General features: G+C 39.6%; 22 protein-coding genes. 10 read left to right on the top strand and 12 right to left on the bottom strand.

All coding sequences use genetic code 11. From position 1 onward, the window contains the following. Window positions 1-265 precede the first annotated feature (265 nt). A complete protein-coding gene (locus BLU58_RS05750; protein WP_176786512.1) occupies window positions 266-883 on the top strand; it encodes a hypothetical protein in 618 nt (205 codons plus the stop codon). Window positions 884-958: 75 nt separating this feature from the next. Here the strand turns inward: BLU58_RS05750 and wecB are convergent, their stop codons facing one another. Further along, on the bottom strand, window positions 959-2,083 hold the full coding sequence (wecB, locus tag BLU58_RS05745; RefSeq protein WP_093291269.1) for a non-hydrolyzing UDP-N-acetylglucosamine 2-epimerase: 1,125 nt from the start codon (window positions 2,081-2,083) through the stop codon (window positions 959-961). 106 nt (window positions 2,084-2,189) lie between these two features. Here wecB and BLU58_RS05740 point away from each other — a divergent pair, with 106 nt between their 5' ends. Both BLU58_RS05740 and BLU58_RS05735 read left to right on the top strand, forming a co-directional pair. Continuing rightward, window positions 2,190-2,471, top strand: a complete 282-nt coding sequence (locus BLU58_RS05740) for a hypothetical protein (protein ID WP_093291268.1) — start codon at window positions 2,190-2,192, stop codon at window positions 2,469-2,471. Window positions 2,472-2,482: 11 nt separating this feature from the next. Next, on the top strand, window positions 2,483-2,683 hold the full coding sequence (locus BLU58_RS05735; RefSeq protein ID WP_093291267.1) for a hypothetical protein: 201 nt from the start codon (window positions 2,483-2,485) through the stop codon (window positions 2,681-2,683). Window positions 2,684-2,706: 23 nt separating this feature from the next. On the opposite strand, the gene BLU58_RS05730 is transcribed toward BLU58_RS05735, so the two are convergent. After that, on the bottom strand, window positions 2,707-3,828 hold the full coding sequence (locus BLU58_RS05730; protein ID WP_176786511.1) for a glycosyltransferase family 2 protein: 1,122 nt from the start codon (window positions 3,826-3,828) through the stop codon (window positions 2,707-2,709). 174 nt (window positions 3,829-4,002) lie between these two features. Here BLU58_RS05730 and BLU58_RS05725 point away from each other — a divergent pair, with 174 nt between their 5' ends. Next, a complete protein-coding gene (locus BLU58_RS05725; protein WP_093291265.1) occupies window positions 4,003-4,989 on the top strand; it encodes a glycosyltransferase family protein in 987 nt (328 codons plus the stop codon). Here BLU58_RS05725 and BLU58_RS05720 read toward each other — a convergent pair. Continuing rightward, a complete protein-coding gene (locus tag BLU58_RS05720) occupies window positions 4,981-5,988 on the bottom strand; it encodes a polysaccharide pyruvyl transferase family protein (protein WP_093291264.1) in 1,008 nt (335 codons plus the stop codon). The two genes, BLU58_RS05725 and BLU58_RS05720, sit on opposite strands and share 9 nt — an antisense overlap. 16 nt (window positions 5,989-6,004) lie before the next feature. Then, entirely contained in the window at window positions 6,005-7,534 is a 1,530-nt protein-coding gene (locus BLU58_RS05715; protein ID WP_093291263.1) for a glycosyltransferase, read from the bottom strand. A gap of 152 nt (window positions 7,535-7,686) precedes the next feature. Here BLU58_RS05715 and BLU58_RS05710 point away from each other — a divergent pair, with 152 nt between their 5' ends. The 5 genes from BLU58_RS05710 to lexA all read left to right on the top strand — a co-directional run bounded on the left by BLU58_RS05710 (window position 7,687) and on the right by lexA (window position 12,969). Then, on the top strand, window positions 7,687-8,586 hold the full coding sequence (locus BLU58_RS05710) for an oxygen-dependent tRNA uridine(34) hydroxylase TrhO (protein WP_093291262.1): 900 nt from the start codon (window positions 7,687-7,689) through the stop codon (window positions 8,584-8,586). Between the two features lie 189 nt (window positions 8,587-8,775). Then, window positions 8,776-9,699, top strand: coding sequence for an ABC transporter ATP-binding protein (locus tag BLU58_RS05705; RefSeq protein ID WP_093291261.1), 924 nt, complete (start codon window positions 8,776-8,778; stop codon window positions 9,697-9,699). Continuing rightward, entirely contained in the window at window positions 9,692-10,939 is a 1,248-nt protein-coding gene (locus tag BLU58_RS05700; RefSeq protein ID WP_176786510.1) for an ABC transporter permease subunit, read from the top strand. Before BLU58_RS05705 ends, BLU58_RS05700 begins: the two co-directional genes overlap by 8 nt. Window positions 10,940-11,117: 178 nt before the next feature. Beyond that, on the top strand, window positions 11,118-12,236 hold the full coding sequence (locus tag BLU58_RS05695) for a tyrosine-type recombinase/integrase (protein WP_093291259.1): 1,119 nt from the start codon (window positions 11,118-11,120) through the stop codon (window positions 12,234-12,236). A gap of 97 nt (window positions 12,237-12,333) precedes the next feature. After that, window positions 12,334-12,969, top strand: coding sequence for a transcriptional repressor LexA (gene lexA, locus BLU58_RS05690; protein ID WP_093291258.1), 636 nt, complete (start codon window positions 12,334-12,336; stop codon window positions 12,967-12,969). A gap of 41 nt (window positions 12,970-13,010) precedes the next feature. On the opposite strand, the gene BLU58_RS05685 is transcribed toward lexA, so the two are convergent. After that, a complete protein-coding gene (locus BLU58_RS05685; RefSeq protein ID WP_093291257.1) occupies window positions 13,011-15,272 on the bottom strand; it encodes a collagenase in 2,262 nt (753 codons plus the stop codon). A gap of 315 nt (window positions 15,273-15,587) precedes the next feature. Between BLU58_RS05685 and BLU58_RS05680 the strand changes: the two genes are divergently transcribed. Next, complete coding sequence (locus tag BLU58_RS05680) at window positions 15,588-16,445, top strand: O-fucosyltransferase family protein (protein ID WP_176786509.1); 858 nt, start codon at window positions 15,588-15,590, stop codon at window positions 16,443-16,445. Between the two features lie 96 nt (window positions 16,446-16,541). On the opposite strand, the gene BLU58_RS05675 is transcribed toward BLU58_RS05680, so the two are convergent. From BLU58_RS05675 to BLU58_RS05645, 7 genes are all read right to left on the bottom strand, one after another. Next, window positions 16,542-17,513 (bottom strand): sensor histidine kinase, encoded by a 972-nt coding sequence (locus BLU58_RS05675; RefSeq protein ID WP_093291255.1) that lies wholly within the window; start codon window positions 17,511-17,513, stop codon window positions 16,542-16,544. Beyond that, a complete protein-coding gene (locus BLU58_RS05670; RefSeq protein WP_093291311.1) occupies window positions 17,510-18,211 on the bottom strand; it encodes a response regulator transcription factor in 702 nt (233 codons plus the stop codon). Before BLU58_RS05670 ends, BLU58_RS05675 begins: the two co-directional genes overlap by 4 nt. A gap of 64 nt (window positions 18,212-18,275) precedes the next feature. Next, window positions 18,276-20,255, bottom strand: coding sequence for an ABC transporter permease (locus tag BLU58_RS05665; protein ID WP_093291254.1), 1,980 nt, complete (start codon window positions 20,253-20,255; stop codon window positions 18,276-18,278). After that, window positions 20,230-21,003: an ABC transporter ATP-binding protein gene (locus BLU58_RS05660; protein WP_093291253.1), complete on the bottom strand. Its 774-nt coding sequence runs from the start codon at window positions 21,001-21,003 to the stop codon at window positions 20,230-20,232. The genes BLU58_RS05665 and BLU58_RS05660 overlap by 26 nt, the downstream gene beginning before the upstream one ends. Window positions 21,004-21,129: 126 nt before the next feature. Next, window positions 21,130-22,890, bottom strand: coding sequence for a YhgE/Pip domain-containing protein (locus tag BLU58_RS05655; protein WP_093291252.1), 1,761 nt, complete (start codon window positions 22,888-22,890; stop codon window positions 21,130-21,132). After that, window positions 22,887-23,528, bottom strand: a complete 642-nt coding sequence (locus BLU58_RS05650) for an ATP-binding cassette domain-containing protein (protein WP_093291251.1) — start codon at window positions 23,526-23,528, stop codon at window positions 22,887-22,889. The genes BLU58_RS05655 and BLU58_RS05650 overlap by 4 nt, the downstream gene beginning before the upstream one ends. A 118-nt stretch (window positions 23,529-23,646) precedes the next feature. Further along, on the bottom strand, window positions 23,647-24,834 hold the full coding sequence (locus BLU58_RS05645) for a pyridoxal phosphate-dependent aminotransferase (RefSeq protein WP_093291250.1): 1,188 nt from the start codon (window positions 24,832-24,834) through the stop codon (window positions 23,647-23,649). Window positions 24,835-24,874 lie beyond the last annotated feature (40 nt).

The following is a 24,874-nucleotide window of genomic DNA, read 5'->3' as shown; positions in this document are numbered from 1 at the left end:
AAAAGTCGGGTTTTTTCGGGTTACTATTCTTTTAACCAAGAGTTAGCAAGTTTCATAGCTCCTTTAGCTGACTCTGTAACTGCCTCAGCTGTGATGACTAATGTCTCTGGTAATCCTTTAAGTTGTAAGGTATATGTCCTATTTTCACATGTATCTTCTTGCTACCTCATATAAATAGAAGCAACAATAATCGAAAATTATTGTTGCTTCTATTTATATGATTTTCTGTATTCTAAAATCTAATTTAAAGAAAGAAGGAATATTCATGGTCTGTCGAAAACGATTACGTTCTGTAGTTCCAATTATAGGTATAAATGATAGTTCAAATCAGTATAGTACCATTTATGGCGTTGATCCTAGTCGGATAAACGAGGCGATAGCTTTGGCCTCGGCTTTCAGTGGAGCTCTTGATCCCCAAACACTGCAGTTCGATTTGAATAAGGCAACCCAAATTGCACAAAACGAAAACCTATGGGTTATAGGAGAAGTGGATCAAACCATTATCAGCCAAACTATTCAAATCGATAATATGGTGAATCAAATCATGCAATTATTGAGTCAATTGCTTAATGCTAGCTTTCCTGAAGGAGAAATAACGAATCAATTAACTATTGCTATGACAAATGTTTTTACAAATTTAAATTTACAGGAAAGTTCAGATTGGATTTTCTGGAAAAAGGAAGATGCTTATAGTACAACATACTTGTATAATATACTTTTTGCTATTGAATCTAGGGGATGTATATCATGTATCCCTATGGGATTTGAAATTTCAGTTGATATTGAAAAAGAAAAAGTATTATTTATCACTATTAAGGATAAGCATACTTATTCAGTTCGCTTAACTGCCATTAATGCATATGGAACGGCTTGTCTGCCTTGATCTTCAGTGTTGATTACTAGTCATTCTACCCACTAGGAGCTATTTTAAAGTCAATTTATTGATTCTGTATAGCACCTACTCACCATCTTGAAAGTATGCTTTTAATACTTTTCGAATACGTCGTGCGGAAAACCCATCTCCATATGGGTTTTTTGCATTTTTCATATCCTTGTAAATCTGTGTGTTGGTTAGTAATAGGTGAATCTGCTTGTAGATCTCCTGTTTCCCAGTTCCTACTAGCCGGATTGCCCCTGCTTGTAATCCTTCTGGTCTTTCGGTTGTATTTCTAGTTACCAATACGGGGACATCAAGAGAGATCGCTTCTTCTTGAATCCCCCCTGAATCAGTTACGATGATGGTCGAACGCTTCATGACATGGCAAAATAAATGGTATTCCATCGGCTCCACAAGCAAAATTCGTTTGTGACGCGGAAGATATTTTTGAACTTCTTTTCTCACTTTCGGACTTTTATGGACAGGGAATACAATTAAGGTTTGTTCTTGAGACTGAACGATCATGTGGAGCGCCTGATACACTTCTTTTAATTCTTCTATATTTTCTCTACGATGGGTTGTTACTAAGATGATTTTCCATGGTTTTTCTTCGATTATCTGCAATTTTTTAGGTAATATAACTGGGATTTGCAAAGTAACCATAAGTGCATCGATAACGGTGTTTCCAGTTACAAATATGTTTTTGGGCGGAACTTGTTCTTGTATCAAATTTGCCCGATTTTCCTCCGTGCAAGCAAAATGAATATTGGATAGTCTCGTTACAAGTTGGCGATTTAGTTCTTCTGGAAATGGAGAATCAAGCCTATATGTTCTCAACCCAGCCTCCACGTGTCCTACGGGAATTTGGTTTAAAAAGGCTGTATATGCTCCGATTAGAGTTGTTGTAGTATCTCCATGAACTAATACCAAATCGGGCTGTATTTCTTGATACACATCATTCAAATTTAAAATGAGATGGCTTGATAGTTCAACTAACGATTGGTTGGGTTTCATTGTATTCAAATCATAATCTGTCTTAATACCGAAATGTTGCATGACTTGATCTAGCATCTCTCTATGCTGAGCTGTATTGATTACTACTACCTTAAAAAAAGGGTCCCTTAATAGCTCTTTAATAACGGGAGACATTTTAATTCCTTCTGGCCGTGTTCCAAATACAATTGCCACTTTTTTTATCATCGACATCATTCATCCTCTCCTGTTCTTTTTTATGGGATAGGTGATTGTTCGTTCCGAATTACTACAGATCTCATATAATATTTCGAAACTCGCAAGAAAGGGATGTGATCTGGTGAGTGTTATGGCAAGTATTTGGGTACTATTCCTAATCCAAATTACGTTGATGATTCTGATGATTGATCTAAGTAATCGTGTGGATCGATTTTCTTGGAGAACACAGGCACTACGTCGCTTACTTCGTTCGAAACTACACACAAACGTCAACATCATGACAGATGCAGGAGTTGTATCAGGAGTTTTAGAACGGGTAGGTTCTGATGGGATTCAATTAGAAGAAAGTAATGGAGATTTGGTCATCGTTCCGATTCTTAGTATTCGTGCGATTCTTTCTTAGGAGTGATAATGTTGAATTTGAGACAAATGTTACAAGCACAAGTAGGGAAAAATGTTGAGGTTTATTTCATGAATGAAGTGTTAGAAGGAAAAATACTTACCGCTAGACCTAACGTATTTGAAATTGAGATATCTGGCGGTACCTATACAAGTCCATTTACACAAGCTGAGATTCCTTATAATGTCCCCTCCTACGTTCGGGTATTAGTATAGTAGTGCTGGGTAAAAGCTCGATTCTATGTCGAGCTTTTACTTTTCAAATCGATTAGCCATTTTGGATAGGCGTTTTTCTTAGCTTGATGTGTAATGCTAAGAGAATGGAGTCTTCGATGATAGATGGGTGATGGGAGTAAGATTACACTCACATCTTTCATTTTTAATCGATATAGGAGTTCCAAGTCTTCATATAATCGTCCTTTATAAAGTCCTCCTTCATCCCAACCGCCGATCTGGAATAGAGCATCTGTTGAATAAACTCTGGGACAAATGACGGTGCCCGATTGAATGAACCGCTCAAGTTGATCCCATTTGGGTGATTGAATACCTCGATATCGGGGCCCCCTTTTCCCTTGTTCCCATAAATAATAATTTCCGTAAATAAATTGAATATGATCTTCGCCAATAGCATCTGTAGCTTCATATATAGACTGAACAGCGTGGGGGGATAACCAATCATCTGCATCCAGCTCCATAAGCCATGGAGTACACGTATGGTTTAGAATTTGATTTAAAGCATACGCTTTCCCTTTGTTTTCTTTTCCTCTGAGAACTGTTATGCGGGGATCATGTACTTCGTTTTGCAAAATATTTGTTGTGGAATCAGTAGATCCATCATCATAAACAAGTAAATGCCAATGAGGGTTTGTTTGATTCTTTACACTTTGTACGGCCCACATTAACATATGACCCATTTGATAAGTGGCAATGCCAATTGTAACGATTGGATTTTCGTTAGTGGGATGACCCTTGTAATGATGATTTGGTTGGATGATGGGTAAGATGAGCCTTTCAACCACTTCTCTCTTCTCCCAAGGGAACTCGCGAGTAGATGGAGTATATCCACATTCTTCTGCGTTCCAATAGATCCAATGCTTATCATCGGAGTAACGTAATTGATCTTCCCGTACATAGTGTTGAAAAGGGAGCCTATTCCATTCTGAAAATGGTATATCATGACTGTTACAAAAAAAGACAACAGGAATGTTTCTTTCTTCATGAATGACGATAATCCCACGGTATGAATTCTTACTATGACATTTTGTTTCTATCCATAAAAAGAAATCAGGCAAAAAGGTATCACCAGATTGGCAGACTACTAGGATTTCTTGATTAGACAAATATGAACGGATTTTGTTCAACCTCGATCCATAATCTTCTTTTATCACACTAATTTGTATATCAGATGCATATCGTTTTATAGACTGAATCGTTAGGTCTGTCGTCCATGATTCATACTTTTCTAGTATGACGATATGAATGATGCTCTTCCTTTCTATTTCGAGATGGCTACCTGAGTTTAAGGAGGAATGAAAGTGGCTATTATCCTATATCCCCCAACGATTGATTGGACTTGGATGAAACAGAGGCCGCAACAAATCTTATCCCAATTTGCTGCAGACGGACATACGGTCTACTATGCAAACCGGACTCAAACAGCAGAATCCTTAACAGAAGTAAAGCCTGGATTATATGTGGTATCAAATTGGGATACATGGGTAGGCGAGAAATTACCAATCATTCGAAAGACAACTCATGAGCCTATTGGGATCTGGTGTAGTAACCCACTCTTAGTAAAGAGCCTGCCCTATCATCTTGTTGACTGGGTGGTATATGATTGTTTAGATGATTTTGCGGAGTGGTATCCTTATGAGATAGAAATGTTTCAGAAGGCAAATGTTCTTTTCTGTACCTCTGAACGGATTTACAAGAGAATAAAGCGGATGAGTAACCTTCCAATCCACTTGGTTCGCAATGGATACGATCCCAGCATGGGATTACATGTAAGCACAAATGTAACTCCATCATCAGAACCCATTCTGGGCTATGTGGGTGCGTGGGCGCCTTGGATTTATCTTTCGATTTTACAGCGTTGTGCACAACTCCCCGGTGCCATCGTGCAAGTGATTGGTCCTGAGTTCGGATCAAAATTTATTACCCATCCTACTATTCAATTCCTAGATAACATCCCTCATTATCAGTTACACCAATACATTCAACAGTTTTCGGTCTGTTTAATTCCTTTTCGGATCAATGCTATCACATTAGCGACGAATCCTGTAAAAGCGTATGAGTACTTAGCTAGCGGGAAACCCGTTATCTCCACCGCACTCCCAGAATGTCGAGCTATGAGTCCTTATATCGATATCGCTGAAGATATTCGGAATTTTGTCGAGTTGGTGGAATGGCGTTTGAAGGAACCTGGAGACTCGGAATCCAGGATTCAGTATGCATTATCAAATACTTGGGAGCATCGATATCTTGAAATAAAGCAACATCTCCCTATACACTTCTTATCCTAGGGGGGATTGGATTGATTTCTTTAGTTCGCTGACACACTTGTCACTCCATGCTTCACATTCTTTTACTCGTTCATGGATCGATTTCATCTTCTGCTTTCCTGTTTGAAGTAGGAACCTCATTTGCTTTCTTAGGTCTGAATCTGAAATACCTGCTTTACAACCATATGCATCTAGATCAAAGTACTTTAACAAACTATGAACTTTACTCATACTGCTCACACATAAAACAGGCACTAGGTTTCGAATGGCTACTAAGGATGGGTGTAGTTTAAATGACAACAAAAAATCAAGGTTTTGGATATATGAATAAGTAGTTTCTAAGTCGTACTCTGGTTTTACGACATCTACCCTTCCACCAGGAGCCAACTTTAAGATCGCTTGGCATAATGAATTGCACACTTCTGTGTCTGCATAAAGATTATTCGACTGATTCACTACAGGGATGCAAACAATCTCATACCCTTCACTAGCAAGCTCAGCTAGCACAGTTGATACTTGCTTCATCGGGAAGCTTTCGTAAGCGTGGATACACACACCAATTCGATTACCTGACTTCGGTTTGATGATAGGATAGTTTGGTTGTTTATAGGAAAATACAACATCTGGGGCATGTTGAACATCACTATGAAATTTCAATTTCTTGGCAATTCCAACCGAATTTTGGTCACGAAAAAAAGTTGCTTTTGCTTTTTGTATAATTTGTCTATATTTCTCTACTTCTTCAGCATCCCATGACGACTCTGGATAAAAATCTACAATCCCAACACCGTATACCCATGTAGGAATCTTGCCTAATTGAGAAGGGAAATAATAGTTATTAAACTTATAGGGGGTAATTAAATCTCCCCCGCCAACAATTACTGCATCTATTTGTTCGTGATCTATATACCCCTTATAGCCGAATACTCGGTGTTCATGAAATACTTGTTGAAACGTTTTTAAAAACAACTCATCTCCAAAGTTCCCTAGCCCATAATACCCGCAGATACCAATATTCATAATCTACTCCTCACTCCTACTTTTTCAGTTGAAAACAAGTTAAACGAACCCCATCCAGTGGCAATGCCCTTTTTGCTGTAGAACGTAAGTGGAATCTAGTTAAATGATCCCTCATTACCTGCTGGGTTACATCAAAAGAGACCGTTGTCGAAAACGGATGCGATATCTGCATCTTGGCAATTTTTTTTACACTGGGGCGATTATTATACGTGATCGTATCCGAATGCCAATCTTCAATCGGAGTGGACAAAATGATTTGCCAGTCCTCATGTGACTGTGGTTCAAGAGGAAGATCAAAATCCAGATATACTCGCGTACTATCTGCAGGAATGAGCTCCGCTTGGCTTACCCGAAAATAACATTCGTAACATGTTCCTTGACTGGGCAAGCCTATAAATGCAGGGTCTTTTTCTAGAGGCATGTTTTCATAATAGGAATTTACTGTATTATGCTGGAGAGGAATATGTGTGGAGATATAGTAGATTGATTGCATGATTTTCTGCAACCCATCTTGATTAGACGAAATCTCTTTTCTTCTTGGTGCGAGAATGTGCTCATTTACCATTTCAAATCTCTTTTCCCATCTATGTTGCTTAGCAAAGCTCATTCTTTTTCGAGAATTTTTTTTCAGATTCACAAGTGCCATCCGTATTGCTTTAACAAATTGATTTGGTTGATCGGCAATGAGCACATATGGCTTCATTTTTAGTACTTCGGGTAGCGGTGTAGAAACAACCGGTTTACCTGTTGCTAGATATTCGTAAACTTTAACCGGGTTTGTACTGTGCGTTATCCGATTGATAGCAAACGGAATAATCCCGACATCAATATAACGTAGATAAAATGGGAGTGTTTCATAGCTCTTATGCCCGAGGAAAAACACATTATCTCCTAGATCAGGCTCATCAGATCTTAAGTTGGGTCCGATAATCAAAAATTGTGCCTCAGGCATTTCCCTAGAGAGTGCCTGAATTATTTTTTTATTCACCCAAGGGGCCCATGCGCCAATATATCCAATTCGCGGTCCATGGTGTGCAGGTATTTCGGGTATCTCATCTAATCGAGGTTGGTTCTTTACTTGAGCAAAGTGCTCATATTCACATCCATTAGGAATTAGATGAATGGGCTGTTGTGGAACCAACTTTCTCATTTTTTCTTTTAGATGATCCGCAGTGCAAACGATAGCATCTGCAAGAGGGGCATACATTTGTTCTTCCCGTTCCCAGTCTGGAAAATCATCCACACAGTCATAAATTAACGTATTGGTTTGAAATAAACGGGCGTGTGGAATTTTACGGCTCCAAGAGGTCCAGTAAATTGTATCTCTCTGTGAAGGAAGCTGGGGAAGAATTTCATTTAGAAAGAAGTTTGGGTGTTGCACGACAAAGAGATTTTCTGCTACTTCTTGAACAGCAGGACCTTCTACACATGTCTTATTGAAAAATAAAACAGTATGTCCGTTCTTTGCAAATTGCAACATCATATGTTGTGGACGTTGTCGCATATAGGACCAATTTAGCGTGGGCGGATAAATGACTAATCCCAATTGAACCACCACTTCCTTCGACGTTTCTATTAATATATGTACGTAAATAGAAAGTGTTTGTGATAATACACATCTAAACTCAATTTGATGATGGGCATCAGAAAGTGATAGAATCTATATTTGAAACTCCTTGTAGAAAGAGGTCAACTACCATGAGTACTTCAGAAATATACCATGTACTCCTCTATTACAAATATGTAAAAGTGGAAGATCCAGTATCGGTAGCAGACGAGCATCGCGCTCTATGTCAACAATTAGGCTTAAAAGGCCGTATTTTAATTTCTCCAGAAGGTATCAACGGAACGTGTTCGGGTACCATTGAAGCAACAAATCGATATATAGAAGTAATGAACCAACACCCCCTCTTCTCTGATATCTTTTTTAAGATTGACGAGCATGAAGGACATGCTTTTAAAAAGTTATATGTACGTGCCAAGAAAGAGTTGGTGACCTGGCGATTTGAAAACGATTTTGATCCTACTGAATTAACGGGTAAATACTTAAGTCCGGCTGAGTTTAAAGAGCATCTCTTGCGTGACGATGTGCTCGTCATTGATGGTCGAAATGACTATGAATATGATCTTGGGCATTTTCGTGGCGCGATTCGGCCAGGAGTGGAAACCTCTCGTGACTTTCCAGAGTGGATCCGTGAAAATCTAAGCCAGTTCAAAGATAAAAAGGTTATTAGCTATTGCACGGGGGGCATTCGTTGTGAGAAGTTAACGGGCTTCCTATTACAGGAAGGCTTCCAAGATGTATCTCAATTACATGGTGGTGTCGTAAACTATAGCCAAGATCCTGCGACAAAAGGAGAATTATGGGATGGGAAGCTTTATGTGTTTGATGAGCGAATCTCAGTTCCCGTAAATCATGTAGATCCAACTGTGGTCGGAAAATGCCACCATTGTCAGGCACCTGCTGAAACCTATATCAATTGTGAATATGACCTTTGTCACCATCAACATCTTGTCTGTCCGGAGTGTGAAGAAACCTATAATGGTTATTGTAAAAAGGAATGTGAAGAACAAGACTTAATTCGGAAAGAAGCATAGTCTGACAACCTACCTAACATTTTGACTTTAAGTCAGGCGTTAGGTTTTTTTGTTACCTAACATTACACTTTTGTAATCCGATCGGTATGCATGTGTAAGTCGTTTGTAACAACACTCTATAGTTAGATTCCCCTCCACTCTAGTATTCTGTTAGAGGTAAAGGGTATTTTTAACAAGGAGGAGAAAGTGATGGAGGTTCTTAGAGTAAGTCATCTTACTAAGGAAATTGGTAACAAAACGATTGTGAATCGTGTACACATGCAGGTAAATGAAGGTGAGGTTTACGGATTTCTCGGGCCAAACGGTGCCGGAAAAACGACCACGATCCGAATGATCGTTGGACTAATCCAAGCAACCCAAGGCAGCGTTCGTATCTGTGGCCACGATATTGGAACGGATCGGGAAAAAGCAATGAAAATGGTAGGTGCGATTGTGGAAAATCCAGAGACCTATTCATATCTCAGTGGATATAAGAACTTGATTCACTATGCACGATTAGCCGGGATTCAAAATAAAGAAATACGTATCAAGGAAGTAGTTGCTTTCGTTAAACTAACCGATCGCATTCATGACAAGGTGAAAACCTACTCTCTTGGAATGCGCCAACGTTTAGGTTTGGCTCAGGCATTACTAGGAAAGCCAAAGCTCTTAATCTTGGACGAGCCTACTAATGGCCTAGATCCTGAGGGGATTCGGGAGTTTAGAGGCTTGGTACGTCAACTAGCTGATCAAGGAACAGCTGTATTTGTCTCCAGTCACATTTTAAAAGAAATGGAAGCGATTTGTGACCGAATTGCCATCATCAAAAATGGCCGAATCATCACAGAACAAAATGTCGCGAAGGTATTAGAAGGACAAGGCCAAAAGGTGCGAATAAAAGCAGATGAAATCAAGAAAGTAGAAGTCATTTTGCAACAAAATGAAATTTCTTATCAAGTGATCGACCACAATACGATGGATATCCCAATAGCAGAAAGCGAAGTTTCGGAGTTAGTGCGCTTTCTATCTATGCATAATGTAAATCTGAGAAGTATCGAAACCGTAAAAGATTCATTAGAAGAATTATTCTTTAACTTTACAGCAGATGAAGAAGGGGAAAAGAAAAATGCGTGATATAGGAATCGTTATCCTCAATGAATGGATGAAAATGAGACACCGCTTAAAGATTTGGTTGGTTTTTGGGATGACCATCTTGCTTGCAATTGGATTTTCTTATTTGTCATTCTCAGGAGATCAATATAAAGCAGCAGATATTGCTTCCGTTCAGAAAAATGATCTTGCTCATAATACGAAAGAACTGGAGAAAATCAAAAAAAACGGAAATCCTGAGGAAATAAAAGAGTTGGAGAAATCGATTGAAAGAACGAAACAAGGCATTAATACTACAGAAAATATATTGAAAGGAAATTGGAAACCTGCTATCAAGCTTAAACTAGAGCAAGATAAGGCAGAGCTCAAAAATGCTAAACAAGACAAAAAAACGATACATTCAGACGAAGCTAGTAATTTAGAGAAGCAAATTGCTTTTAATGAGCATTACTTAAAGCAAGACGAACGTCCCTTACTAACTCAAAATGGTGGAAGTTTTTCACTTACTGAGTCAACAGCTTACTCTGCAACAAAGAATGTACTTGGTCTTGGATTATCTTTGATCCTACCATTGATGGTAATCCTGATAGTAGCTGATATAGTATCCGATGAAACAACACGAGGTACGTTAAAGTTACTCTTGATTCGACCTATTTCAAGAACCAAAATCTTATTTGGTAAATGGACTGCAAGCATACTGGCAACTGCATTATTGGCAGTTATCTTTTTTACCGCCGTTCTTTTAACAAACTTTGCTCTATATGGAACATTTGGGGCTCACGCTCCTCAATTTATGGATGTTTCGTATGTAGAACATATGGTGAAACATACGGTGGATCAATTCCTGTTCGATGGACCACAATACAGTCAAGCAACTCTTGTACCTATTTCAGAAGCTCTATTCTATGGCTTCGTGCATATGTTATTCGCTTCCATTGCAATTGCATCTCTGGCATTCTTATTTTCTACTATTTTTGCATCATCTATGATTAGTACGGCCATCCCTATGGTTATCATCGTAGCTGGATCTGTTTTGCTCAGCATGCCTTTGAAAATTCCCGTCCTTAAATACTTTATTGGTACAAACTTAAGTTTTAGTAGTACATGGTTAGAAAGCACCTATGCGAGTATAAGTGACTTCTATATATTAACAAGGACTAACATAACGATGACAGGTAGTATCATGATTCTCTTGGGCTGGATCGTCGTCCCTACTATTATCGCATTCATCCACTTCCGTAAAAAAGACATATTGAACGCTTAGTACTCATCTGACAGAAGCATGTCCTAGTTTGCATAGGTGTGCTTCTTTTCTTTTGCACAAAAATGATCTACTTCTCCCCTTCACTTTCTGTTACGCTAAATACACATCTATAAACGATGAATCAGTAACAGCCTAGGGTCTCTATATCTGACTACTGCGATGTTAGTGAGCCTACTTAATGGCACTAGTTGACCTAAATCAGCCAACCATAGCATATCCATTTCTTATCATAACCAAAGGTGATCATATGCCCCCTATCTTTCGTTCCCGAAAACTACCAGAAGCAGTAAATCAACGTATCTCTCGCTTTCCCGAAGATGTACAAGAATTCTTTCATGAAATGGTCAGTGCAGACCGCTCTCCATTGACAGTTGCGAACTATGCCTACGACTTCACTCTCTTTTTTGACTTCTTGAGTGAACGAGACCTAGAACTGAAAGACGTCGAAAGCCAAACCCTAAAAAGGTTCTTCCGCCATATTGAAAACGGCTACGAACGCAGCGTCATGATAAAAGTAAACGATGAATGGATCGAGCGAAAGCATTACCGAGAGAATTCACGAAGCGGAAAACAGCGGAAAAGAGCCTCCCTTCGCTCCCTATTTCGCTATCTCGTGAGAGCTAAGCTACTAGAGCGAGATCCGATGGAAGAATATGAAGATGCCTCCCTCAAAGCTCGCTCGAAGCAAAAAGTACCTGTGTTTCTCACTCAAGAAGAAGCGCTTCGCCTTGTGAAAGCCGTTCAAAGCTACCATGCCAAGAAAAAGAAAAAAAATTGGATGGAACTAAGAGACACAGCTATTCTACTCTTGTTACTAAATACAGGTATGCGGGTATCAGAGCTTATCTCGCTTAATCTGAATAGCATTCAGAGCCAGGGGAATCAATACCGTATTGTCGTAATCGGTAAAGGCGGAAAAGAGAGAATGCTAATGCTCAACCGAACCGCTACAGAGGCTCTTCTCGCCTATCTGGATCGAAGGCCCATAGATCGTGTGCCACCACTCCATGTAGAGGCACTCATCTTAAACAAAAACTTTACGAGAATCAGCCGAAAAGGGATCTCAGAAATATTAAAAAAATATGTAAGAGAAGCAAAGCTCCCCCCTAAAGCAGCTACTATCTCGCCACACAAATTAAGACATACCTTAGCAACTCTTCTGCTCTCAAACGGAGAAAACCTCCGCGTTGTGCAGGAGATACTCGGACACTCTAACATTCAGACGACTCAAATCTATACCCACGTAATTAATACAGAAAAAGATGAAGCATTAGAAAGGTTAGAGAATATGTTTTGATTTCAGTTTGAAAATAACGAACCTATGTTTGTTGTCATGGCTATTTTCATGTATACTATGAATAACGAAATCAGGAAAAACAAGGGGGACGAGAGCTTTGAACAAGTTATCCTCTCGCCAACAAGCTATTTTAAAATACATACAAAGAGAAGTTCGAGAAAAAGGCTACCCACCTTCCGTGCGAGAAATCGGTGAGGCGGTAGGTCTTGCCTCAAGTTCAACAGTTCACGGTCACCTGTCTAGACTTGAGAAAAAAGGATTTATACGACGTGATCCTACGAAGCCGCGTGCGATTGAGTTACTATTAAAAGAAGAGTCAGACACAATCCCTTCTACTCCCCTACCAGATACGGTTATGATTCCAATGCTTGGGAAAGTTACAGCTGGTGACCCTATTACGGCTATTGAAAACATTGAAGAGTATTATCCACTACCCAAACGACTCATGAAAAATGTCGATGATCCGTTATTCTTGTTAACCATTCAAGGGAATAGTATGATTAACGCAGGGATTTTAAGTGGAGATTATGTGGTCGTACGTCGACAGCAAACGGCTAATAACGGTGAGATCGTCGTGGCTATGACAAATGATGGTGAGGCAACCGTGAAACGATTCTACAAAGAAGCTGATCATATTCGACTCCAACCCGAAAATGATCAGCTCGAGCCCATCCGTCTTCCTCAAGTAACAGTACTCGGAAAAGTGATTAGCTTAATTCGCGAAGTTATGTAAAAACCTGGTCAACTCTGGCCAGGTTTTTACATAATATAGAACTAATCTGTCAAAACTCCGTGGAATACCACATCAAACTCAGCTTGATTTTTGTTGTTTACTCGATAGTTGACAAAATAGGTTGTCACCGTTTTATAACCACTCCAAGATTGGTTATTTAGATCGACTAGCACTTGATCCACTCTCTGATTCATTGCTTTCCAGTCTTGATATTTCCCTTTGGTGGTAGATAAAGTGTAAGTACCTCGAAGAGTAAATGTATTGAGATTATGAGACTGATTGGTACGAGTAACGACATTACTTAGATTTATGACCGATTTTATCTTACTGTACACTTGGTTCCGATCCATGTAGGGATGCTTTCTCAAATAGATATCTGACACATGCGGCGTAGGCAATTGATCGATTTGATTGACTAGTTTTTGCATGTAATTTTGGTAGGCTGTATTTAGATTTTGATCTCGGCTCAATTGATCGATATATCGATCGTAAGCGCTTACATCTTTACGGATAATTGAATTATTGAGATAATCTAACATGGGTAAAAAGGTTGTATACATATAGGATTGGAAAGCAAAGGCATAGTTATAAAAATCCCACGATCCATACTTTGCATGCAGGGTTTGTGAAACTGTATAGCGATCTGCTGGGTCCTTAGCTAACTGTTTGACAATCGTTTTCCGTGGTTGAACTCCACTAATGCGAGTAGATCCTGCGAAAAACTCAGCACTTCCCTCTTCAAACCAAGTTAACCTCTCCCCTTCATAGAAGGGACCATCACCAAACATGCCAGGAATGGAATATCGCCCTTGAAAATAATGCGTTACTTCATGGCGAAATAATTCTTCTAAAGAATAAACGCTTTGTGCTGGGGTTCGCTCATATGTGAAAAAAGTACCAATGGATTCAATATAAATCCCACCGTTATCTGTGCTAAATCCATATAGCAATCGATTTAACTTATACTCATCTGGATTGCTATAAACCACAATGGTCAAGATATCATCTGGATTGCCCTTCTCGAGTTCAGTGTCTCTTCCTAGTATGCGATGAAACTGTGACTTTACTTCCTTAGATGCCCAGTACAAACGGAGCACTTTTTCTGCAGTCACTTGTCCCCCCGTCTTAAATACAACAGAACCATTATCAAATGTGTATGACTTTGGCAAATAATATTGTTTGGCAGTACCTAAAATTTGATCTAAGTTGAGTCTCTTACCATCTGCATCTACACTGTTATAAAGATTTTTAATTTGTACGGCTGCTATTAGATAGGGCTCACTGTTTTGTGGATATTTCTTCATGGATTCGGTAATAACCTGGTTTCCTCTGTTGGGTTGACTATGAAAACTACCTAACCGGCTCACATAATAAATCCCATTGTTTATCAGCCATGTACTCTCTTTATTGAAAGTGTTTAACAGAGCAAACTGGCCCACTTCTTCGATAAACGGATTGATTTTTCCATACCAAGGAGTTTGTGTTGGGGGGACATTTTCATCGTACATATAAGTGTCCAATTCATAGTCAATGTTACTCATTAGAGTATATACAGCATTCCCTTTTGAGTATTGAGGTAGATAGGTATTGATATTCGCACGATATTGGGAGAAAATCGGAGCTGCTAAATTTACAGTTTCTACATCACTTGAGGCATTTCCAATTAACATTGCATAGGAAGCAATAACTTGATCTTGTGCAGTTGTTCCGAGCTTAAAGTTCGAATTACGGGCGATTGCTTTTAAAGCAGGCAAACAACGATCATGAAATGTACGTTGATTCAAATAGTTTAACTCCGAGTAGTAGAACCCTAGAAAAAATCCTGACCGTAGCACTTCTACCAAAGTGGGAATGCCGAGATTATTTTCACTTGTAAACTGCGTACCTTTTTGCCCGAGAGCATTTATTATCGCTTGAACACGTGCTGAGTCACGATAAAACTGGTATGAGTCTTGGTTAAACTCAAATAGGTCTGGGATTTGGCTCCACGTTATGGTACTCAGTAGATTGATTAATTCGGTGTGGTTGAGTGTAACGAGGTACGACATCGGATAATCAGCTTGAGCGCGGATTGTTGGGGTTGGTTTTTTTTGAGGTGGACGACTGGACAAGTCTTGCGATTTTTGTTGATGGGCTGTTGTGTGATCTAATTGTAATTCTGTTGACTCTTGTATCTTCCCCTTAGGAGTCTTTTTTTGAGAAAGATTTACCTTTCCGTTTACAAATTGTCCCCAAGTGCAATACACAGGAGTGAGCATCATCATAAAGGCAATGAATAGTGAGACATAAGCATGTTTTTTCATTTTGAGTCCCCCTAGAATGTATTAATCTCTATTTTCATTCTAATATTAATTTTCTGATAAGTATATATTATTTGTATATTAAGTTTTTTGTTCCTCTGTTTTCTCGTCTTGTTCTTCCGCTAAAATTTCTGAAGGCTACAACTTGGGCTTTCCCTATAGGTGAAATGACAAGCATCGTATATTCTCGGAGAATACAAATAAAGAAAACATTTTTCTATGATTTAGATAGATTCTCATTTCTAATAAAAAAGGAAAGATGTTATGCTGTACTTAGAACATACCATTATCGACACTCAGGAAGGACTTTGTAATCAGTTGATGTCTGTCTTTCGCACAATAGGAGAGGCCTTATTTTATAGAGGCATTGGCTTTGATTCTTGTGTTATTCTATCGAAAGCCTACACCAGAACTTCCATCAACTTCGATTCCCCTCCCTATTTTACCGAAATTCCAATTGATTTATTTGTTGATATGACTGATCTGACAAATGTACTTAATTCGATAAATATCCAACTTATACGATCCAGAGCCGAAATTGTATCTCCTTGTCAAGGCATTATTGAGTGTTGGAGACCTCCGTTGAGAGATATGACGGAGTTAGAACACAGAATCTTAGGTCAATTTATAGCGCATCATTTTCCTATAGCAAAACGAGCCCTTTCATTAGCTCATTTTATTGTTCAAGTAATATCTGCTGTTTGCCCTAAATGGGAAGCGATTCACTATAGAGTAGAAAGAGATCTGCTTGTCATGATCCCCCCTGAAGTTTTAGATTTGCATAGAAATAATCAGATGGAAAGTACTCTCTCTACTATTCATCATAATAAGGATCTTTCTGCTATTTACCTTGCCTGTGGACTTCAAGAACCAGAGTATGATCATGTGGTAAAACAAATCAAGCAGCACTATCCCCATTTAGAAGTATTTAATAAAAAACAAGTTTTAAAAGGGTTTCCCGAAATAGAATTCCAATTTAATCAACTCACTTTAGAAGAACAAGCTTTAGTAGATTGGGTAGTTTGTCAAACGGCTCCTTCGTTTAGCGGATGGTATAATTCCTCGTTTTCTTATTTAGCCGCTTATATACGTCATTATCGGGGGGTGAACCCAACTACTACAAAGTTAAGTCCTGAAACAACTGGGATCTGGGATCTGTGGTTCCCTCGTATATGAACGAATCTTGCTTCCATAAAAAAGCATCTCTAAAATAATCAACATTTAGAGATGCTTTTTTATATCTAAAATTATCCTCGATCCACCTATAATAAGTTAAAAAATAATCCGAACCATTGTACCCTCCCCAACTGTCGATTCTAGCTCTACACCATGATGCAACTTCTTACATACCTCTTTTACCAAATAGAGCCCCATTCCTGTTGATTCACGATATTTCCGTCCATTTTCTCCCGTGAAATAAGGGTCAAACACTCTCTTCTGATCTCTCATGGGAATCCCAATGCCATAATCCCGCACCTCTAAAACGAGATTCTTTCCCCTTGGATACGAAGTAAACTGGATCTTTTCCCCGGTTCCTGCTGAATAACGAACCGCATTTAGCATGATTTGCCCGATCATGAATGAAAGCCATTTCGCATCCGATTCGACAACGATATCCCCCTCTACCCTATTGCTCGGGTATACATCATTTCGAATAAAGGATCGTTTGTTATCATGAATCATTCTGTTAATCAACGATTGTAGATGAACTTTCTCTACATGAAAATCCTGTTCAAAAACATCTAATCGTGAAGTATAAAGAATCGTTTCTAACCCTTTTTCCATGCGGTCTGTCTCTTCGCGGATACTTTCAAAAACAGGGTCAATTTTCCCTTTCAATGTTAAATGAATGACTGATAACGGTGTCTTCATCTGGTGAACCCATTGATTAATAAAGGTAATATGTTGTTCTTGCTTCCCTTCGTACCGATGAATTTGTTCCTGATAAAAGCGATATTGTGCACGTAGAAGGGTCTGGATTGCCTTGGCGAGCGGCGACCAGTTTCGGGTTAGAACAAACTCATCCCAATTATGAAAAGGATGAGAAAGACTGCGATAAATGGAGCGATTCGTGATATAGCGGAAAAAGAGATAGATCGTTAATAGGAAAAAGCCAAAAAAGACGGAATAGAGAGCTGTTAAGTGATTTCGATATCCATCTAACCAATAGATGGATAGAATGATGAAAAGTTGGGTCGAATTAAAGAGGATGAGAGAAAGATGATCTCGTATGAAAAGTCTCATTTCTCCTGTTCACTCTCCCATGTAACCATAATTCGATACCCTGCCCCCCTTATGGTTTCGAGAGCATCCTTTGCCCCAATCTCTTGTAATTTCTTTCGGAGTCGATTAATCCATACGTTTAGTGTATTCCCATCAACAAACTGATGACTGTCCCAAACTGCATCCATTAGATGTTCTCTGCCGACTACTTGGTCCGGATTCTCCAGAAAAACCTCCAATAAAGCTCCTTCTTTATGACTTAAATCGATTTCTTGGTCTCTTAGCTTCATCCTTAGTGTATCTGGATAATATACCAACCCAGCTAGTTTTAGAGCCCTTCTCTTCCTTTTTTCGGAAAATCCCATTCGGCGGAAATGATTTTCGATCTTCGCAACAACGATTTCAGGATAAAAAGGTTTGGTGATATAGTCATCTGCCCCATTTTGTAGAGCCATTAGTTGATCCATCTTCTCTTCTCGTGCAGAGATGAAGAGAATCGGACAAGTGGAAATCGTACGTATTTGGCGACACCAATAAAAACCATCGAAACGTGGGAGGTTGACATCTAATAGTACTAAATCTGCCTCTGCTTCTTGAAATGATTCCAGAATTCGGTCGAAATCGGTTGCCACTACTACGCGGTAGCCATATTTTTCAATGTAGGATTTTAAAAGTGAGCTTATTTTCGGATCGTCTTCTACGATAAAAATGGTATGAATGTTGATTCCTCCTAACATGAAAGCACCTCAGGGTTTAGTGTGTACTGAGGTGCTTGTATTTATTTTACGCATTCATGGATTCAACCATCACTCGATCGACTTGTCGTAAATAGAGCATGCGAACGATTAAGAAATAGATCAACTGCACAGCTAGGAATCCAGCAATCGTTATCAGTGAAGCGGGGAGCATATTTTGTCCTTCAATGATATCAGCTATCTGTGACTTCAGTATTTGCATAACCGATATCGTAACGAGTCCTGCAATAACGGTTGGAATGAAGAACAGCATGGCGATCTGAATCGTACATGTTCGTCTCATCTCCCGTACACTTAAACCAATCTTAGAAAGCATATGGTAGATCCGCTGATCCTGATTTAGGTCTGTGTATAGTTTGAAATAAAGGAAGCTAGCAATAGCGATTGAGAATACAGCTACTGTAAAGATTCCAACAAAACTAAACATGCTACGTGTCTCTTGGATTTTAAGGTAAACGCCTGCTCTTGTTTCAACAATGCCATTAATACCACGGTCTAGCTGGAAGAACTCTTCTAATTTTTTGCTCAGTTTCCCTTCTTTCGAGTCTGGGCTTGGAAATCCTTGATTAGACCAGCTTGGGATGGAATAGAACGCAGAAACATGCTCCCTTCCCTCCACCTTAGGCTTTTTATTTAGATTTCCTTGTAAGCGTTTAAACGTTTCATCGCTCACAACAACTAATGAAACAACACTGTTAAATCTTTTATCGATTTGTTGTACAATCTTCAAATCGTATTGCCCTAACTCTTGTCCTAGAGGTTTGAATTTAGATTCCTCTAATTTTGAATCAACGAAGATAGCTTCTCCGGATTGGAGTTTAGAGGGAGCCTTAGTTCCAAATAATGTAGCTACCGCACGGTATTCTGATTCTTTGATTATTTCCAAGTCTAATATGTTTAAGTCTTCCTTAGAAATATAAGGCACAATAGATCGAAAGACTACCTTATCATATTGGAGTCCTGCTTTTTCTAGTTCTTGATCTATTTTCTTTGTATTGGATTCCCATTTTTTGTACTCACCTTCTGTGTAAACCTTAAAGTCGTCAGGTGGATTACTACTAAAATTAATAGCTAAAGGAGTTTCTTTATATCCATCGCGTGCTTCATAACCTAAAGCATAGACAAAAGTAGCAGCGATAGAAGCAACGGTGATTACAATCGCCACCATAAAAAACATCCTAGCATTGTCCCTTAGCTTGTAAGCCATCTCGGAAATCCATAACATTCTTGTCCCTCTCCAGAAGAAGGAGCGATACCTTTTTAATAATCGTAGCACGTATACACTTAATTGAGTGAAGAAGAAATACATACCTACAATGCCTAGAGAGATAGGCCATAATAAATCATCAAATGTATCTATTTTTTTAGATAACAAGGAAAAAGCAGTTGTAATGAAACCAATGGATAATAAAACAAGTAAAATATGAGCTCTTGGTTCCTTTTTTGGCTTATTGGTTCCCATTAATAATTCTAGCGCTTTTTTCTGTCGGACGAAAAACAACGTGAAGAACGAAATGACAAGATATAGTGCTAAGAAAACACCGACTGTAAGTCCTATAGCGGTTATAGGAAAATAAAATGGGAGTTTTACTTCTATAATCTCAGTCCCATACAGTAGAAGGAGTTTCGCACACGCAAGCCCCAAAACAATCCCTGTGATTATAGCGCCAAGGCCGATTAAGATATTTTCCAAGAAGATGAGCCGATTAATCTGTTTCCGTTTTGCTCCTAGGATCGTTAATATTCCAAACTCTTTGTTGCGCGATTTTAGAAAAGCACTGATTGAGTAGAGAACAAATAAAAAGGAGAAAACGAAGATTACATAAGTAGCGCCTTTCATCATGATTTGAGTCGTTTGTCCGAGTTCAGATTTAGTTAAGTTAGGATGATAGATAAGTAAGGCATAGCTAAAGAAAATCATGACCGCAAAGGCACAGCTTAGGAAATAAGCGGAGTATGCACGTAGGTTTCGTTTGACATTATTAAACGCGAATTGACGAAAGTTCATGTGTATCTCCCCCTAGTAGCGACAACATATCAATGATTTCTTGGAAAAACGTTTGCCGATTCTCTCCACGATAGATTTGATTAACTAGTTCTCCGTCTTTGATGAAAACAACACGATGGCAATAACTAGCCGCTTGGGCATCATGGGTAACGAGCATCGTTGTTGTTTGATCCGTTTGATTGATTGACTCCATCATTTCCATCACCGTACGGGCTGACTTCGAGTCTAAGTTCCCTGTTGGTTCATCGGCTAGTAATAAAGACGGGGAGTGAATGATCGCTCGAGCTATGGCGGCACGTTGACGTTGTCCCCCTGATACTTCATAAGTTCGTTTCTTTAGGATCTCCGTAATCCCCAGTTTCTCTGCTACTTTTTGTAGCTTCTGATTCATTTCGCGAATCCCGTTTGTATCCAACGTAAGTGGTAATACAATGTTCTCCGCAATCGTTAACGTGTCTAGTAGATTGAAATCTTGAAAGACAAAACCTAACTCCCGGCGACGAAAGACTGCAAGATCATTTTTCTTCAGTGAAAGAGGCTTTTTGCCATTAATATAAATCTCTCCGGATGTCGGGGTATCAATCGTGGATACCATATTGAGCAGAGTGGTCTTCCCACTCCCAGATGGTCCCATAACCCCGACAAATTCGCCCTTCTCAATCGTCAGGTTAATCCCAGACAGTGCTTGGTGTGTGATTTTTCCACCACTATATACTTTGGTTAACTGTTCTATTTTTAACATATCCATTTTGCTACATCCCTTTCTGCTTGTACGTTATGAAATTAGTCTAGCAGACGGGATCAGGCGAACAAATTGAATTAGCTTACAAAAAACCTTACATTCGTGTAAGATTTCCTGTAAGCTCTTTACTCACTATCCCACTTCTAATCGATCACGTGGTTTCAGGTCTTTCCATTTGAAGGAGCGACGCTGGATTAAGACACTTCCGATTAATGTAAGTGCTAGGAAGCCTAATATCGCGATAAAGTAACGAAGCATTTCTTCTGGACGATTTAAGGCGATAATATTGCGCAGTCCATTTACTCCGTGGGACATGGGGAGGAATCCTGAAATCTTCTGCAATGGACCTGGGATTAGCTCTGTTGGAAATGTGCCCCCGCTTGAGACTAGTTGTAAAACCAAGATTACAATAGCTAACAGTCTTCCCGGACCATCGCCAAACGTACCAATGAAGAATCCAATAACGGTGATAGACATTAAAGAGATACAGATTAAAAATAGATAGTACGAAACCCCCAGTTCAATCGGCAAACCAAGCCCATAATGAACAATACTACCCGTTAAGATCGCTTGAAAGATTCCAATTGGATATAGGGATAGGAACTGTCCGAGCGGAACCAAACCTAATCGGTAAGGGCCAAACTTCCATCTCTTTTCATTGATCGGCAGAACAAAAAACAGCATGAGGGCACCGATCCATAAAGAAAGTGGTAAAAAGTAAGGCGCAAGCCCGACTCCGTATTCTCCTACTTGATGGGTGCTTTTATCTTCAGTATCGATTGGATCTGATACGATTTCAGCTAGAATCTTGGAATCTGCTTCAGAGCCGGTCGAGGCTTCATTTAGTTTTCGGGCTAACTGCTGATTGCTCGTAGACACTTTCTCCATATTCGCTACAAATTCTGGTAGTTTTTGGCTTAGTTCGTTTAGCCCATTGGTTAATTGAGAGATGGAACTCTCTAGATCGTCAGTTCCTTTGTGAAACCGTATTAACCCTTGGTATAGTCTATCGGTTCCATCGGCTAACGTCCTGATTTTCTCCACATCGTGCTGTAGATCTTGAAATTTTTGGGATATCTTCCCCGCTTGAAAGGGAAATAGTCTCTGAATTTCTTGTACACGGTCCCCTACCTGCTCTACTTTCTCCACTAGCTGCTTGGTTCCATCGTTTACTTGTCTTGCACCATCTTCCAGTTGTCCAGCAGATTGTTGAAGAGTACGTGTGCCTGATAAAATTTGTTTTGCACCATCGGATGCTTTAGTGATCGCTTCCTGGATACGATTGCTACTTTCCGACAACTTTTTGGTCCCATCTGCGATTTTTCCTGCCGCCTCAGCCGCTTTGGTAAGCCCTTCCTTTGATTCATTGATCAAGTCAAAAATGTTTGATATATATTCTTGTGTAAATTTCTTACCAATCCCCGTACTAAGCTCATTTTCAATCCGCATGGCGATCTGCCCGGCAACATAGTTCTTTCCTTCGTTTCGAATAAAGTCCAACTTTGCCTTTTTGGGATTTGAAGTGGAGATGGATAAGGAGCGCTCTGTGAAATCAGAGGGAATGATGATCGCTAGGAAGTATTTATCTCCTTCCACTCCCTCTTTTGCTTCGCTGCGATTGACTACATGCCAATTTACATCGATTTTTTCCTTTATTTCATCTACTAATTCATGACCTAGGTTCTGTCTCTCTCCTTTATAGACCCCTCCTTGATCCTCGTTCACAAGTGCGACAGGGAGTCGATTTAGAGATCCATAAGGATCCCAAAAAGCATATAGATATAGGCCGCAATAGAGAAGTGGAACGAATAAAATGGCTAGGATCGCTAATCTCCCTAAGCGATTCCTCCAAATACGCTTCCACTCCGCTTGAGCAATGTACCAAGAGATCATAGCCGGTCCTCCTTTTTAATGGAAAGATCCATTTTCGTTTGATACTCATTCCATACGTCCCGTCGCAAGGTTGTCAGAATCAAAATGAGTTTATCTCGCTGTACGATCGGTTGCAGAATAGATGAAAACTGTCTCCATTCTTCATCCGTTAATCCAAGCTCTGGGTGGTCTAATAGGAGAATCTGAGGCTGATGTATCAAAGCGGCAGCGATTGACGCTTTTAGTTGATTGATAGGGGATAGATCTACATACCGATCTCTTCGTACACCATCTAAATTCCAATCGTCCATCACCTTTTCGATGAGTTCTTCTTTCTTCTTTACTCGAAATAGGTTTGCTTGTAAAAGAAGCATTTCCTCTACTCGTAGATAGGGAATGGGTTCATAAATATGATGAATGGAAGCAATCCCTATATGTGCTGGGGAGACCGGTTTTTTCCTCCCCTCTTCCACCAGCCAGACAGCACCTTGCTCAGGTTTTAGGTATCCACCTAACATCAAGAGGATCGCTGTACTCGTGATCTGCTTTCCACTATAAATGCTAACACTCTCTCCCGCTATAAATGAGGCGTTCCAGCTCGATATAATTTCATCTCCATGATTATGTAAAGTTACTTCTTCTATTTGTAAGCTACACATGGGTTCCAACACCTAAAGTTTTTTTGTTAGTGTTTGTTAAAGAGCTGTGAACCATACTCATAAAAAAGAAGCATCTCCTTGTTCTAAGAAAACAGGAAATGCTTCTCACGACACTCTTTTATTCATTGCCTGCTACAAAACGTTTAATCCGGTCTAAACCTTCTTGTAGCTGTTTTAGTGAAGTGGAATATGAAATGCGCATATGATCATCAGAGCCAAAACCAGCTCCCGGAACAACTGCGACTAATTCTTTTTCTAACAGTGCTGTTGCCCATTCATCCGCTGTTTGATACTTTTCGGATGAATCTAACACTTGGCGAATATTTACATAGGCATAGAATGCTCCTGGAGGTTTTTGGCACACAAATCCAGGGATTTTGTTTAATCGATCAACCACATAATCTCTTCGCTCTTTAAACGCTTTTTTCATCTCTTCTACAGGTTCGAAAGATCCGTTAAATGCTGCAATCGCCGCATACTGAGCGATGGAAGTGGGATTGGAAGTGCTATGACTTGCCAAGTCGGTCATAGCTGTAATGATGTCAGGTGGACCTGCGGCAAACCCGATCCGCCAGCCCGTCATCGAATAAGTCTTAGAAACTCCGTTAATGATAACAGTTCGTTTATAAAACTCTTCCCCTAGACTAGCCATACTTACATGATGTAGGCCCTCGTCATAGATGAGGTGTTCATAAATTTCATCCGAAACAATCAGGAAGTCGTGCTCGATGGCCACTTCGCCAAGTAGCCTCAACTCATCTGCCGAATATAGCATACCTGTGGGGTTGGAAGGACTATTAATGATAACAGCTTTCGTACGGGATGAGACTGCTTCTTTGAGCTGGGTAGGTGTAATTTTAAATTGATTGGCTTCTTCCCCTACGATGACAATGGGCACTCCACCTGCTAACTTGATTTGTTCAAGGTAACTAACCCAATAAGGAGATGGGACAATCACTTCATCACCTGGATCTAAAATCACTTGGAACAAATCATATAAAGCATTTTTCGCACCTACCGTTACCGTTACTTGACTGGTAGTATAGGTTAAGTTATTTTCTCGTTGTAGCTTTTCCACGATCGCTTTTTTCAATTCAGGAATACCACTAGAAGGTGTGTACTTGGTCAACCCTTGATCCATTGCTTCCTTTGCGGCATTGATAATATGTGCGGGAGTATTAAAGTCTGGCTCTCCAGCCCCTAAACCGATGACATCATGGCCTTGTTGTTTTAAAGCTTTTGCCGTTGCCGTGATAGCGAGTGTTGGGGATGGTTCAAGCTGTTGAACTCGTTTTGATAGTCTCATGTACAAATCCTTTCTATCTAGTAAGAATAGAACTACATCA

The sequence above is a fragment of the Thermoactinomyces sp. DSM 45892 genome (genome assembly GCF_900107305.1).
GTDB lineage: Bacteria > Bacillota > Bacilli > Thermoactinomycetales > Thermoactinomycetaceae > Baia.
Note: the sequence above shows the minus strand (reverse complement) of the source record. Positions and strands in the feature narration are given on the sequence as shown.

What these genes read in the sequence shown, in the direction of transcription:
- BLU58_RS05750 (WP_176786512.1), top strand. Translation starts at nt 266, where the DNA reads ATGGTCTGTCGAAAACGATTACGTTCTGTAGTTCCAATTATAGGTATA.
- wecB (WP_093291269.1), bottom strand. Translation starts at nt 2,083, where the DNA reads ATGTCGATGATAAAAAAAGTGGCAATTGTATTTGGAACACGGCCAGAA.
- BLU58_RS05720 (WP_093291264.1), bottom strand. Translation starts at nt 5,988, where the DNA reads ATGAATATTGGTATCTGCGGGTATTATGGGCTAGGGAACTTTGGAGAT.
- BLU58_RS05710 (WP_093291262.1), top strand. Translation starts at nt 7,687, where the DNA reads ATGAGTACTTCAGAAATATACCATGTACTCCTCTATTACAAATATGTA.
- BLU58_RS05705 (WP_093291261.1), top strand. Translation starts at nt 8,776, where the DNA reads ATGGAGGTTCTTAGAGTAAGTCATCTTACTAAGGAAATTGGTAACAAA.
- BLU58_RS05700 (WP_176786510.1), top strand. Translation starts at nt 9,692, where the DNA reads ATGCGTGATATAGGAATCGTTATCCTCAATGAATGGATGAAAATGAGA.
- BLU58_RS05695 (WP_093291259.1), top strand. Translation starts at nt 11,118, where the DNA reads ATGGCACTAGTTGACCTAAATCAGCCAACCATAGCATATCCATTTCTT.
- BLU58_RS05685 (WP_093291257.1), bottom strand. Translation starts at nt 15,272, where the DNA reads ATGAAAAAACATGCTTATGTCTCACTATTCATTGCCTTTATGATGATG.
- BLU58_RS05675 (WP_093291255.1), bottom strand. Translation starts at nt 17,513, where the DNA reads ATGAGACTTTTCATACGAGATCATCTTTCTCTCATCCTCTTTAATTCG.
- BLU58_RS05665 (WP_093291254.1), bottom strand. Translation starts at nt 20,255, where the DNA reads ATGAACTTTCGTCAATTCGCGTTTAATAATGTCAAACGAAACCTACGT.
- BLU58_RS05660 (WP_093291253.1), bottom strand. Translation starts at nt 21,003, where the DNA reads ATGGATATGTTAAAAATAGAACAGTTAACCAAAGTATATAGTGGTGGA.
- BLU58_RS05655 (WP_093291252.1), bottom strand. Translation starts at nt 22,890, where the DNA reads ATGATCTCTTGGTACATTGCTCAAGCGGAGTGGAAGCGTATTTGGAGG.
- BLU58_RS05650 (WP_093291251.1), bottom strand. Translation starts at nt 23,528, where the DNA reads ATGTGTAGCTTACAAATAGAAGAAGTAACTTTACATAATCATGGAGAT.
- BLU58_RS05645 (WP_093291250.1), bottom strand. Translation starts at nt 24,834, where the DNA reads ATGAGACTATCAAAACGAGTTCAACAGCTTGAACCATCCCCAACACTC.